Annotated in this window: 11 protein-coding genes; 10 read left to right on the forward strand and 1 reads right to left on the reverse strand. The window is 40.3% G+C overall.

Annotated features, from left to right (window positions below):
- Positions 1-54 precede the first annotated feature (54 nt).
- The 10 genes from F8N35_RS09185 (at position 55) to F8N35_RS09230 (ending at position 12,844) form a co-directional block, all read left to right on the forward strand.
- On the forward strand, positions 55-1,128 hold the full coding sequence (locus F8N35_RS09185) for a mannose-1-phosphate guanylyltransferase (protein WP_293051708.1): 1,074 nt from the start codon (positions 55-57) through the stop codon (positions 1,126-1,128).
- 178 nt (positions 1,129-1,306) lie between these two features.
- Positions 1,307-3,373, forward strand: a complete 2,067-nt coding sequence (locus tag F8N35_RS09190) for a S9 family peptidase (RefSeq protein WP_293051948.1) — start codon at positions 1,307-1,309, stop codon at positions 3,371-3,373.
- Positions 3,374-3,752: 379 nt separating this feature from the next.
- Positions 3,753-5,399 carry an AAA family ATPase gene (locus F8N35_RS09195; protein ID WP_293051710.1) on the forward strand — a complete coding sequence of 549 codons (1,647 nt, stop codon included), beginning with the start codon at positions 3,753-3,755 and terminating at the stop codon, positions 5,397-5,399.
- A 246-nt stretch (positions 5,400-5,645) separates the two neighbouring features.
- Positions 5,646-6,362, forward strand: coding sequence for a hypothetical protein (locus tag F8N35_RS09200; RefSeq protein ID WP_293051712.1), 717 nt, complete (start codon positions 5,646-5,648; stop codon positions 6,360-6,362).
- Positions 6,363-6,517: 155 nt separating this feature from the next.
- Positions 6,518-7,252, forward strand: coding sequence for an ankyrin repeat domain-containing protein (locus F8N35_RS09205; protein ID WP_293051715.1), 735 nt, complete (start codon positions 6,518-6,520; stop codon positions 7,250-7,252).
- Between the two features lie 221 nt (positions 7,253-7,473).
- Positions 7,474-7,959: a hypothetical protein gene (locus tag F8N35_RS09210; protein WP_293051718.1), complete on the forward strand. Its 486-nt coding sequence runs from the start codon at positions 7,474-7,476 to the stop codon at positions 7,957-7,959.
- Between the two features lie 445 nt (positions 7,960-8,404).
- Positions 8,405-9,505, forward strand: a complete 1,101-nt coding sequence (locus tag F8N35_RS09215; protein WP_293051721.1) for a Fic family protein — start codon at positions 8,405-8,407, stop codon at positions 9,503-9,505.
- A 740-nt stretch (positions 9,506-10,245) separates the two neighbouring features.
- Positions 10,246-10,917, forward strand: a complete 672-nt coding sequence (locus F8N35_RS09220; protein ID WP_293051724.1) for a phosphoglycolate phosphatase — start codon at positions 10,246-10,248, stop codon at positions 10,915-10,917.
- A gap of 1 nt (position 10,918) precedes the next feature.
- Positions 10,919-12,352 carry an FAD-dependent oxidoreductase gene (locus tag F8N35_RS09225; protein WP_293051727.1) on the forward strand — a complete coding sequence of 478 codons (1,434 nt, stop codon included), beginning with the start codon at positions 10,919-10,921 and terminating at the stop codon, positions 12,350-12,352.
- Positions 12,353-12,409: 57 nt separating this feature from the next.
- A complete protein-coding gene (locus F8N35_RS09230) occupies positions 12,410-12,844 on the forward strand; it encodes a redoxin domain-containing protein (RefSeq protein WP_293051730.1) in 435 nt (144 codons plus the stop codon).
- A gap of 582 nt (positions 12,845-13,426) precedes the next feature.
- On the opposite strand, the gene F8N35_RS09235 is transcribed toward F8N35_RS09230, so the two are convergent.
- Positions 13,427-14,335: a hypothetical protein gene (locus tag F8N35_RS09235; RefSeq protein WP_293051732.1), complete on the reverse strand. Its 909-nt coding sequence runs from the start codon at positions 14,333-14,335 to the stop codon at positions 13,427-13,429.
- Positions 14,336-14,378: the final 43 nt, after the last annotated feature.

A 14,378-nucleotide genomic window follows, 5' to 3' on the forward strand; every position in this document is an offset into this window, starting at 1 on the left:
GCTTGCATAACCAACATAAAACAACAATCTTATATTCAATTGGTTAAAAAAACTATGGAAAATAATTATTGTATCATCATGGCAGGCGGAATCGGCAGCCGCTTCTGGCCGTTCAGCCGAAACAGCCGTCCCAAACAGTTTCTCGACTTTTTTGGCACCGGACGCTCTCTCCTGCAAATGACGTTCGACCGTTTCAGCAAATTCGTACCGGCACAAAACATCCTTATTGTCTCGAATGTAATTTACAAAGACCTTATACTTGAACAACTTCCTGAAATTTCAGCCAATCAGGTATTGCTGGAACCCTGCCGGCGCAACACGGCTCCCTGTATCGCTTATGCCGTACACCGCATCAAATCGCAAACCGACAAAGCCAACATTATTGTTTCTCCATCAGACCACCTGATTCTGAAAGAAGATGAATTCGGTTCGGTTATCCGCAAGGGTCTTGATTTTATCGAAAAGAACGATTGCCTGCTGACGTTGGGCATCAAACCGAGTCGCCCCGAAACCGGCTACGGCTATATCCAGGTTGCCGACGGAAAAGGTTCGCTTCGCAAAGTAATGACTTTCACTGAAAAGCCTGATTTGGAATTAGCTAAAGTTTTCCTGAAAAGTGGCGAGTTTTTCTGGAATTCAGGGATGTTCCTCTGGAATCTTCAGACGATTGACGCCGCCTTCGAAAAGCTGTTGCCCGAAATGCACCAGAAATTCTCGCAAGGTCAGGATTTTTACAATACCGATAAAGAACAGGAATTCATCAACGACGCATTTCCATCCTGCCATAATATCTCTATCGACTACGGCGTAATGGAAAAGGCCGACAACGTATATGTGCTGACGGCCGACTTCGGATGGTCCGATCTGGGCACCTGGGGCTCGCTCTACGATTTATCGGACAAAGACGACAACAAAAACGTCACCCTCAAGTGCAACGCTCAGTATTACAACAGCAAAGAAAACGTTGTAACACTTGAACCGGGAAAACTGGCAGTGATCGACGGCCTGGAAGGCTATATCGTTGCCGAATCGAACAACGTACTGCTTATTTGCAAAAAAGAGAACGAACAACATATCCGGCAATTTGTTACCGACGCACAGGTAAAATTCAAGGACGAATATATCTAACTCCTTATTAATTAGAAAATTTGGAGATTTGAGAATGTGAAAATTAAGCGCAAAACATTTGTATTTGCGCTTAATTCATTTTGTAAGTTCCATTTCCACATTCCCAAATCTTCACATCCCCAAATTTTGAAATTCTCAAATTAGTTTTATGAAACAACTGATTTTTACTTTATTGATTATGACTTTATGCGCGACTCCTTCCCATGCAAAAGACGAAGCAAAGCTGATTGAAAAAAGCGACTTCAAAGTGCAGAACGGAGTGATGACCCCTGAAGCGCTTTGGGCTTTCGGTCGTGTGGGCGATGTGAGTGTGTCACCCGACGGCAAAAAAGTGTTGTACAGCGTGCGCTACTACAGCGTGGAGCAAAACAAGAGCAACGCTGACCTGTATATGATGAATGCCGACGGCAGCAACGTGCAGCGCCTTACCCAAACGGCAAAGAGCGAAGGCAGTCCGGCTTTCAGCCCCGATGGCAAACACATCGGTTTTACCTTTCCCGATAAGGATGGCAACGACCAGTTTTTCGAAATGACGCTGGACGGTCAGGATCGCAAACAAATTTCGTCGATCGACGGCGGAATCGAAGGTTTTAAATATGCCCCCGACGGCAAACACATTCTTTACATCAAAACAGTTAAAAAGGAGAATCCACACGAAAAACTCTTTGCCGGACTCGACAAAACAACGGGTCGCGTAAACGAAGACCTAATGTACCGCCACTGGGACGAATGGGTGGATAGCTATCCTCATCCTTTCGTTGCCGATTTCGACGGCAGCAAACTGAGCAACGACATAGACCTGTTGCTGGGTACTCCGTTCGAATCGCCGATGCGCCCGATGGGTGGTGTGGAGCAACTAGCATGGTCGCCCGACGGCAAAAAGATTGCCTACACCTGTCGCAAAAAGGTGGGTAAAGCTTACGCCCTCTCCACCAATTCGGATATCTATCTCTACGATATTGCCACCAAAACCACCGAAAACATTTCGGAAGGGATGATGGGTTACGATATCAACCCCGTGTTTGCGCCCGACGGCAAGAAAATTGCATGGGAAAGCATGGAACACGACGGTTACGAGTCGGATAAATCGCGCCTGATGGTGTACGATTTTGCCACCAAAACTACCAAAGACTACACCCAAAAGCTCGATCAAAGCGTTCATAACATCTGCTGGAGCAAGGACAACAGCAAGCTCTATTTCATCAGCCCGTTCCACGGCGTGGAAGATATTTTTGTGGCCGATGTCAAGACAAATGCCATTCGCCGCGTAACCGAAGGTGTGCACGACTATGTCTCTATCGATTTGGCAGGCAAAAACCTCATCGGATCGCGTCAGTCAATGTCGGCTCCTACCGAAATCTTCTCGATCAATCCTGCCGACGGTAAAGAGACTCAAATCTCGTTCGAAAACAAGGAACTGATGGCACAACTCAAAATCGCTAACGTAGAAGGTCGCTGGATTAAAACCACCGACAACAAGGATATGCTTACCTGGGTGATTTATCCTCCCAACTTCGACAAAAACAAGAAATACCCCACCCTGCTCTTCTGCGAGGGCGGACCACAAAGCATGGTAAGCCAGTTCTGGAGCTATCGCTGGAACATGCAGATTATGGCAGCCAACGGTTACATCGTGGTGGCTCCCAACCGTCGCGGATTGCCCGGCTTCGGTCAGGAGTGGCTCGAACAGATCAGCGGCGACTACGGCGGACAAAACATGAAGGATTACCTTTCGGCCATTGATGCGCTTGCCAAAGAACCGTATGTGGACAAAGATCACCTGGGATGCGTGGGTGCCAGCTACGGCGGATTTTCGGTCTACTGGCTGGCTGGTCACCACGACAAACGCTTCAAAGCCTTTTTGGCACACGACGGCATCTTCAATCTGGAACAGCAATATTGCGAAACCGAAGAGATGTGGTTCGTAAACTGGGATTTGGGCGGCGCCTACTGGGATAAAAACAACCCCACGGCACAACGCAGCTATGCCAACTCGCCCCACCGCTTCGTCGACAAATGGGATACCCCCCTTATGGTGGTTCACAGCGAAAAGGATTACCGCATCGTGGCTTCGCAGGGAATGGCAGCCTACAACGCAGCATTGCTGAGAGGCATTTCGGCTCGTTACCTCTACTTCCCCGACGAAAACCACTGGGTAACCAAGCCACAAAACGGCATCCTGTGGCAACGCACCTTCTTCGACTGGCTGGATAAATGGCTGAAAACGCCTGAAAACTCGAAGTAATTCCGAACTGATATACACACGGCAAAGGCTTCATTGAACTTAGCACTTCAATGAAGCCTTTGTTATTTTTACACCTTCTCACACGATCGATTAGCTTAATAATTATTTTTTTATATCAGCCAGAAATTTCATTTAGTTTGTTAATAATTTATCGTATGTTTGTAGAGGAAATCTGATGAGCGACTGGAAATAAGGGAGATTACCACCACATTGCATAAAACATTTAATAAATGGATATGCGCGACAACTATCATTCTGCACAGAAAGAAACAACCCGCTAATTATAAACTATTTAGCAATACTAATTTCAAAAAAAACAAAATAAGTACTGCACTGTCGCACATAAACAGATGTTTTACGTAATTCAAAAAAATAAAATATGGATGCAATTATAGAAAAGAAATATAAATTCTCTATTTTGACGTCAAATAACGGTTCCTTAAATATACCATTAATTGAAGGTCAGGCATTATTTGTTCTTGGAGCCAATGGGGTTGGCAAATCGACATTAATGTATAATCTCTTTCTGCAAAACAAGAACCACTCAAAAAGAATTTTAGCCCATAGACAGACTTGGTTTGATGATAATTCTATGAATATGACAGCCTCTCAAAAAAAACAAAATGAGGAATGGATAAAAGGGCATGATTCTAATACTTATTCACGTTGGAAAGATGAGTTTACTCAAAAGCGTTCAAGTATTTCTATCTTTGATTTAATAAACTCGGAAAATATACGAGCGAGAAGAATAGCGAACGCTGTTGATACTGATAAAATTGAACTAGCAAAAAAATATTCAAATTTTCAAGCTCCACTACAAGCAATCAATGAATTATTGGCAATTTCAAATATACCGATTACTATTACTTTAGGTCGTGAAGAGCATTTATTCGCGTCTAAAAATGGATGTGAACCATATAGTATAGCTGAATTGTCTGATGGAGAAAGAAATGCTCTTTTAATATGTGCTGATGTTTTGACCACAGAACCAAATCGTTTAATTATAATTGATGAACCAGAAAGACACCTTCACCGGTCAATTATTTCTCCACTACTAACTTCATTATTTCACAAGAGAAGGGACTGCGTATTTGTAATTTCAACGCATGATGTTTTTTTACCTGTCGACCATTATGAATCACAAGTTCTTTTATTAAGAAGTTGTAATTGGAATGGTAAGAATATAAAAGACTGGGACGCAGATTTAATTTCTGATACCGCTAAAATACCAGACTCGGTCAAACTCGATATTTTAGGAGCTAAACGGAATATTTTGTTTGTTGAAGGTGAGTATGAAAGCTTGGACAGGCAGATTTATCAGCTAATTTTTCCAAATGTGACTGTAATTCCACAAGGGAGTTGCAATAAAGTTGAAAAGGCTGTTGAAGGCATAAAAGGAACTGTTGAACTACATTGGATAAATGCCTACGGTTTAATTGATTCTGACGATAGAACTCGTGATCAAATTCAAACTTTACATTCAAAGGGAATTGCCGCACTAAAATCATATTCCGTAGAATCGCTTTATTACAATTTAGACATTGTCAAGAAAGTCGCAAAGCGATTGTCTGAAGTGACTGGGATGGACGAAAACGAGCTTTATGCGAAAGCAACTTCAGAAATCATAAATAATTTACGACCGCATAAAGAAAGACTTTGTTCAAGGCTTTGCGAAAAACAAGTTAGGAATAAAGTAATGACAATTTTACCCAAACATAAAGATATTGCACAAAAAAGGATATTTCAATATGCATTAGATTTGAAAGAGGTAATTGAAAAAGAAGAAGCACTATTTGAAAAACTAATTGCAGAAAATAATCTAAACGGATTAATATCTCGCTATCCAATTAGAGAAACACCTGTATTGACTAAGATAGCAACTGGTCTTGGTTTAACTCGAGACAAATATGAGTGTGCCGTTAGAAAACTGATTATCGACGATAAAGAGACAAAGGAATTTTATAAGACACTATTAGCTCCATTGACAGATTTAATCGAAAATAAAAACTACGCCCCCCCCCGCTAGCGCGGATCTCCTGACCCGTGCTATTAATTTATGCCATAAACAGGCTTGATACATTGCAGAAACCCGGATCTACCCACCGCTCCCGCGCGAATCTTTCGCGTGGGCAAGCCAAGCGCCAGGGTAAAAACAAAATAGTAACAGCCGGTCGAAGAAATCTGGAAGTTAAGGAATAGCCACACGATGCAATCGTGCGGCAGCAAAGGGTAATATTAAAAGACCAGCCTTTACAATTAACAAATAGACTCAATGACACAAAACATTTATATAACAGATTTAGAAAGAGCATTAAATGACGTTGACTCTTCTTTCGTGACCTTTGACACATATATAGGGCTCAGTAAAGACGAAAACATTTCAGATAGTCCGTTTTTTAGTTCAATGTTAAACGAACCCTATGTTGACGATTACATTTTACAGTTTTTAGAAAATCAAAAGCAACTTAAGGAACATTCTTTAGAAAGGAATTTTTGCTATCAACTTTATTTCACTTGGATGACAATTATTAAACGGAATAACAACAAGACATACGATTCATTAAAATTAAACGGAGAAGTAAGTAAGACAAATCTAACCCTTGCATTAAAGTCATATCCACGCCTAAAAAACTCAGCGTTATTTGAGAAGATCAAAGCAAATGGACTTTTAGAAAAAACATACTTTGTTCCCGATTTAGTTCTTCACGGTGGACAAGACGATGTTAATAATCAAAAGCTTATAGTTGAAGTGAAATATGGCGACAACTTGAAAAATGGAAATTTTGAAACAGACTTTTATAAGTTAGCTGTCTATCAAAAAATATTTCAATTTACCGACAGCGTTTTTCTTATTGTCAATATTACTATCAAAGACCTACTTGAATATTTAAAAAAAGTAGACACTACTTTGGTTGCCAAGACAGGTCTGTGGTTTATGATTAAATCAGAGCAAAAAATTTACACTTTCAATCTCAATGACTTGGTGTAACGAACAATGAAAAGAAATACTACGTGTAAAACAGATTCAGGTTCGGCGCATGGCTCTGTCTACGTCGGATATAAAAGAAAAGCTCGTTGCTTTTCAATTCGTGCGGCAGCAGGCGCAACAATAAAAAAACTTTTGCAAGCATAAAAAAAAATACCATGAAAAAACTTCTCACTTCATTACTGTTACTAACTACTTTACAAGGGATGTCTCAAGAGCTGTTCGAGGCATATAAGCAGAAAGATTTAAGAAAAATTGAATCATTACTGATAAACAAAGAGAATCCAAACCAAAGAAATGGATCTGGGGTTAGCCTAATGTTTATTGCCGCTGGCGACAACAATGTGGAAGTTGGGAAACTACTTTTAAAATACGGCGGAAATGTTGACCTGCCTGTTATAAATAGCGACGCGACTCCAATTCTCTTGGCTTGTCAAGAAAATGCATACGAGTTCGTTAAATTTATCGTAGAAAATGGAGGCGATCTTAATCGCAGATTTAAAGCTGCCGGCAACCAAACACCAATCCGGTTTGCCTGTAAAACCGGATCAATACAACTCGTGTCTTATTTACTTGATCATGGAGCGAATTTAGAAGATACACCTGATGATCAAATCACTCCTTTAATTCAGGCGGCTCGAAGTAATCATTACGACTTAGTTAAATTTCTCATTGAAAAAGGAGCAAATGTCAATGCCTATGCAGCAACACACGACAAGGAATGTGCCTTAAATCAGGCTATCCTGAATAAAAACGCTGAAATTGTTGAGCTGCTATTAGAAAATGGCGCATTGGTTACTTTTGCAGACGACAAGGGGAATTCAAGTCTTAAGCTTGCCAAAAAGAGTAAGAATAAAAGAATAATAGAATTGATTGAAGCAAAAACAAAATAATGGTTACTGTCCCCTCCGCTGCCGCACGATTAGCGTAGCGTATCGTGTGACTAAACCCCGCTCCCGCGCGAATCTTTCGCGTGGGCAAGCCAAACGGTAGGGTAAAAAAGAAACTGTAACAGCCGGTCGGCGAAACCACGAAAGCGAGCTATAGTCACACGATGCAATCGTGCGGCAGTAGGTGATAATTCTATATTCCGATCTTCAAAACACTTTATAGCATGAAAAAGATAATTTTAATGGCACTTGTTTGCATTGTCTCTGCAAACTTATTTTCACAAACCTATAAACTTGAAACTGTATTTTTTGACAATTTATCGGACAAAACATATCTATCTCACTGGAAACTCATTGAGAATGAAAAACAAGCTCAAACCGACATATTTTCACTGTGGGGATACCAGAATTACTTTGACAGTAGAGATGACGGAAGTTATGAAGTTGAATATTTTAGAGGAAATTCAAAAGAAGTATATCAGTTTTTAAGTCGTATTGTCGCGTTTTCGGAAAAATACAAAAATGAGGATAATATTGTGACATACATTTCTAATGTTCAAGTCAAAATCTCAACTTACTTTGGATATAAAAACACACTAGTTTACGATAAAGAACATAAAGTTATTTGCAGATTTACATTGAAACGTTGGAGTGAAATTCTGGCTAAATACGTTTCATACTGTGACAATCGCAACATTAATTACAAGTAGCGACCCAGACCAAAGCGCACATTACATCGCTGTTTTGAAAGCAAGAAATCGGCTACGAGCATTTAATCATATAAAAGCGGAAGATAAAAAACAAGAAGAAAGCACAAACACCTAACGCATCTCCACTAGCACGGATCAGGAGACCTCCGTTCGCAATAGCGTGTAAAACAGATTCAGGTTCGGCGTATGGCTTTACCTACGTCGGATATAAAACAAGGCTCCAGCCTTGTAACCTCAAAAGCAGGAGCTTTTTTACTAAACAGGACGTAGTCGCAGACTACGCTCAACAATCTGAATGGAAAGACTGACTACATAGAACAGAGGCAAGGGCAAAAAATAAAAGATGCGGAGAATAAATAGCATTATAACCGCATTTTATGCGGAATATATTTTGTCTTGCGGTGAATATGTTGTATTTTTACCGCATATTTAGCGGAGAAAGAATATGTATTTATACGACAATCAAAACTGGCCAATCTTTGAATGGAATAGTGATAAACTGTTACCATTGCTTGCTTATGTGAGAAATCGACAAGGAAAACTCATTGGAAAAATGGGGGCTTTGGGCTTTGAACTTCAAAATGAAGCAAATCTTGAAATATTGACCATTGAAATTCTAAAATCGACAGAAATAGAGGGTGAATTTCTTGACAGAGAGCAAGTAAGGTCTTCGATTGCCAGGCGCTTAGGATTAGACATTTCCGGACTTGTCTATTCTGAACGAAATGTGGATGGAATAGTTGATTTGATGCTTGATGCAACAAAGAAATACGACAAAGAGCTGACTAAAGAGCGACTTTTCAGTTGGCATGCTTCTCTTTTTCCGGCAGGACAAAGCGGAATGTACAAAATAATCACAGGAAATTGGCGTGACGATTCGACCGGACCAATGCAGGTTGTTTCCGGAGCTTTAGGAAAAGAAAAAGTTCATTATCAGGCTCCACCAGCAAATCAAATAGAAAATGAAATGCGAATTTTCTTCGATTGGGTTAACCTGGAACAGAATGTCGACCCTGTTTTAAAAGCTGCAATTGCACACTTGTGGTTTGTAACGCTTCACCCATTTGAAGATGGAAATGGAAGAATTTCAAGAGCATTAAGTGATATGTTGTTAGCTCGTTCAGACGAACAATCATATCGGTTTTACAGCATGTCGACACAAATACGGAAAGAACGAAATTCATATTATGACATTTTGGAGAAAACACAAAAAGGGAGTTTGGACATAACCAACTGGCTTGAATGGTTTTTGAATAGTTTATTACACTCAATAGAAAGCTCGGAGAAATTACTCGAAAAAGTTATTTACAAACACGAATTCTGGTTACGTAACTCGAAAGTAACAATAAACGACAGGCAGCTACAACTACTAAATATGCTAATGGACGACTTTGAAGGAGTTTTGAATACGACAAAATGGGCAAAAATCGGAAAATGTTCGCAAGACACAGCATTGCGTGACATTCAGGATTTAATAGAGAAAGGAATTCTGGCAAAATCTGAACAAGGCGGACGAAGTACAAATTATGAATTGAAAACAAACTAATAACCACGCCGCTCCCGCGCGAAATAACATTCAACGAAAACTATTGTGTAAGAACTTGGAAAGCTGTTTCAGCAACCCACTGCCGGCGAGTCCAACTCACAAACCAGTTTGTCTGCAAAGTAAAAAAGCTGTACGGCCTTCCGGGCAGGAATCCGGAAGGCTTTTTTTATTGCATGAAGCCTTCGCACAACAGTGTCATTCCATCTTTTTGATGCAGCATCGCATCGTCGAAAAGAACCATCGCAGCAATCCGGTGCGTCATCGCACCCCATTCGTTAAAAGCCGCAGCTCAATCGTTAAATGTTTCATCCACTCGGTGCATCATCGCAGCGCAATCGTTAAATATTTCATAAAATTGCTACGCCATTGCAGTAAATTCGTTAAATGTTTCATCAAACTACTGCGTGAACGTACCAATTTGGTGCGCCATCGCACTGTGGCGATCAAACAACCTCCGTTCATCGTAGGATGAAAAAGCAGATTAGGGTTCAGCGTATGGCTCTGCCTACGTCGGGGATAAACGCAAGGCTCCAGCATTGTAACATCAAAGTGCAGTACTTCTATTTATTTTCTGCCTCAGTTGATAACGACTCACATCTGAAATCGCCACTACCCCTATGCGCACCATTGTTCTTAATTGTAAAAATGATGCCTATAGAATACATTTTCTTTTAAAATCCCCACCAATAGCTTAGTATTTCATCAAAACTTCCACATCTTTGTAGTCCAAATTAAACACTATGGATTTTAAAGATAAAGAACTTATTATATTCGACTTTGATGGCACTCTCATCAATAGTATTCCCGACTTAGCAACGGCTATCAATAAAATGTTGACGCATTTTAATTTACCCGACATAGAGATAGACCGGGTTGCTTCATTTGTTGGAAACGGAGCTTCTACGTTGGTAAAAAGAGCGTTGAAACTTGCCATGCAGGACAAGGACCCAACGAGTGATTTTTTCGCAGAAGCATTTGCGTTTTATCTTTCGGCTTATAAAGAAGTGTCGTGTCAGAAAACATTCACTTATCCGGGAGTAGTAGAAACCCTAAATTACCTTGATAAAAAAGGCTATAAGATGGTGATCTGCTCGAATAAGCCGTTTGACTACATTGAACCGATTCTCGATTTTCTTTCCATTAAACCGTACTTTAAACGTTGGATTGGCGAAGACTCAATGTCGGAGAAAAAGCCTCATGCCGCCCCTTTGCTTTATTTAGCGAAAGAGATGAATACGACAGTAGAAAAAAGCATCGTGGTGGGTGACTCAAAAAATGATATTCTTGCAGCGCAAAACGCGGGGATGAATAGCGTGGGTGTGACCTATGGCTACAATTACAACGAGAATATTGCAGACTATAAACCAAGTATAGTGTTAGATCGTTTTTCTGACCTACAAAAAATATTTTAAAATGAGTAAGATATACAATGTGGGCATTATCGGTGGCGGGATATCAGGTTCTGTCACTGCTTTACAACTCGCCCAATACGGAATAGACAATATTTTATTTGAACAAGGTGAAAGTCTTGTGAATGGACCTCCATTCTGCCACTTACACGCAGGAGGAAATCTTTACCCCGACATATCTATTGAGCAATGTAAACAGCTCATGCGTCAATCAATCGAAATGGCACGGCTATTTCCTCAATCGATTGACGAAAGACCGACCTTTATCAGCGTTCCAAAATCAGAAAAACTGGATGTAAATAAGATTGAGGAGAAGCTCAAACTTCTGGCAAACTACTACCTGGAGTTGGTTGGTGAAGATGCATCTAATGAAGTACTGGGCAATCCGGCCAACTATTACAAAGCCTATACGCACGATGATTTGGTTGCACTGGCAAAACAAGCCACCGTAAAACAGCCCAAATCGCATGATGAATGGATGGCCAACGCTATTAAATACATCGATTACGAAAGCTTAAAAATGCCGGTTTTCTTAGTACAGGAATATGGATGGAACCTGTTTCGAGTAGCCGCTCAGGTACAGTTAGCTCTGGCTAAGGCCAAAGAATGTGAGCTACAAACAAACACTAAAGTCACCGACATCAAAGACGTACGCGATCAGAATCTGGATTACAACTGGGAAATAAGCACAAATGATGCCGTCTACAAAGTGAAGTATTTAGTGAATTCATCCGGCTATAAAACGGCGAATGTGGATGCATATATTCAGCTAAACTCTAACCGACTGATTGAATACAAAGCGACCTATATATCCAAATGGCATAGTATTCCGGGCTTAATTCCCGAAATGATTTTTCACGGAGAGCGTGGCAGTACGCACGGTATGGCTCAGCTAACGCCTTACAATAACGACTATTATCAAATTCATGGTATGACCATGGATATCACCCTGTTTGATAATGGATTGATACAATCAACAGAAGATGTATCACCCGTTGAATTTGACTCTACCATCAAACAGAAAATTGCCCGTGAATGGAATCAAGACGAAATCAACGAAAGAACTGAAGCTGCCATCCGATATGCAGCCCAATATGTACCGTCATTCAAATCGGCTACTGTGGGTGGGCCGCCCCTGCACGGAGCACAACAAATACCCGGAGATGACCCCAGCCTAAGAGTAGGTGAAGTGTGTTTTCCATGTGAATCGTATGCTCGTTCTGAGATTGTAAAAGCATCTTCTGCTTTAACGGTAGCCATGCAAATCATTCAGAAAATGCAGGAAGAAAAGATTATTCCGGCATTTCAATCGAATGCAAAACAAAATGCACTGCTTGACAGCATCTCAAAAACCGAGATTGATAAGCTGGCAAGTGAACTAGCCAGCCAACGCGGATATCCAGGCTCGCTTTCGCAACTACTTATTGATAGAAAATAAATACGTTACCGCTTTGTAATCTGCAAGTAAAAATTGATTGAAAACATAAAACTCAAAATGACAAAAGCACCTGATATAATAGTTAAAACATTGGATTACCAGCCTATTAATATCTCTGAAAAATATTATAACAAGAACTTACTAATTCTCTTTTACAATAATGATTGTTTAGGTTGTACCGGTAGAGCCCTTCCTTTAGCTCATAAAATAATGCACGAATTTAACGATCTGGAAGTAATTGGAATACATAGTAATTTCAACAGAGCTATTACGAAAGAAGAAATTATTGAAATATTTACCTCAAAGGAACTTCCTTTTCCTATATATATCGATGAAGAACATAAAGTTTTTGATTTGTATCAGTGTGAAGGAACTCCTCACTGGATTATAATTAATAAACTTGGAGAAAAGTACCGGTCGTTTTTTGGATCACAGGAAAATATCCAAACAAGATTATGGTATTCTTTGAGCGAATTAATGCAAACTACGTAGTAGCAACGAGCAATGGAAACATGTGAAAGGGAGGTTGTCTAAAAAGTCAATGTCGCTATTGATAAACTTATAAACAGAAAGGCTATCTCATCTTTATACCCCTAATCCCCTGAAGGGGACTTTTACGCCAATAAAAATAGCAGATTTATAGCCCCTTCAGGGGTTGGGGTAAAAAACAGACAATAATCTACTTTCGAATCGTAAGTTATTACAAAATCAATATATCTTTTGAGACAGCCTCATAAACAAAAGATCGGAGTAATGATTTCCTCAACTTTGCATACTGCCTCTGTTCATCGTAGCGTGTAAAGCAGATTGATGTTCGGCGTATGACTTCTGACTACGTCGGATGTAATAGCAAGAAGTTTTTTTGAACGCAAGGGACACGAATCACACAAATCACCACGAATAACCTACTACAAACGCTGCCTCAGTAAACAGTTAGATGTTTTCTTGATTTGTGGTTACTTGCGTAATTTGCGTTCGATTCCGCGCAATCCAAACGTACTAAAATAACAAAGGCGATTTCCCGATAATCGGAGAACCGCCTTTGTCGCTTTTTTATCTATCGGCTACTGAGAGTTAGAAACGCATAAAGAAATCCCACGTTTCTTTGGCGATCCAGTTGACATCAGATCCGGGATCTTTCATGTTGTCGGTATGACCGCCCACGAATGAACCAAACATTACCGGATATTCCGCAGGAAGTCCTTTGAAGTCAGTTGTGATATGAGTTGGTGTTGTAGCTGTCGGTACTTCCGGCAATTGTTTTAAGCCGTTATCTTCGATGTGTGTCAAAACACAATATTTGCCACCTTGCTTTTTCTCATCTGAATTGACAAATTTGCAAAGTCCGTCCTGAGTACCTGTTGTGCTAAAGTAAGCCAGAGGTTTGTGCTTGTTTTCAGGAAGATAAATATTCCAGTTGGCTGGAGAATAGCAGGCTACAGCCCGGAGATCACTCTGAAATTCTAATGACAACGAGTAGGTAAACATAGCACCAAAGCTAAATCCGCAGCAAAAGATACGGGAGGTGTCAATGCTCAGTTTATCCTTAAACAACTTCAGCATATCGGCAAAGAAGATATGATCTTTGTCATCACTTGCACGCCAGGGAGTTTGGTCGGTATATCCCTGAGGTGCAACGAAAATAACAGGAACATTATTTTGTTCGGCATAGGCTTTAAGACCATAATAATTATTATCAACCATTGTTTTCATACTTCCCCCCATCATGTGCATGGTAAAAATCAAACGGTAAGTTTTGTTTTTGTCGTAGTTTTGGGGAATATCGATGGTATATTGGCGGGTAAGTCCTGCACTTGTCATGGTATAAATTCCGCTCTTAAAATCTCCAAGGTCTTTGCCATAACCGGCACTGGGAGTTGGAGCATTTTTCAAGGGACGTGGCACTTCTACTGAAATACCTGGTTGTGCATCGCACGAAAAAAATGAAGCTAAAAGGATAACGATTACAAGTGTTTTTCTCATGTTAATGATTTTTAAATGATTACTGATTGATGATTATTACTAT

The sequence above is a fragment of the Paludibacter sp. genome (assembly GCF_009712605.1).
In the GTDB taxonomy this organism is placed as follows: domain Bacteria; phylum Bacteroidota; class Bacteroidia; order Bacteroidales; family Paludibacteraceae; genus Microbacter.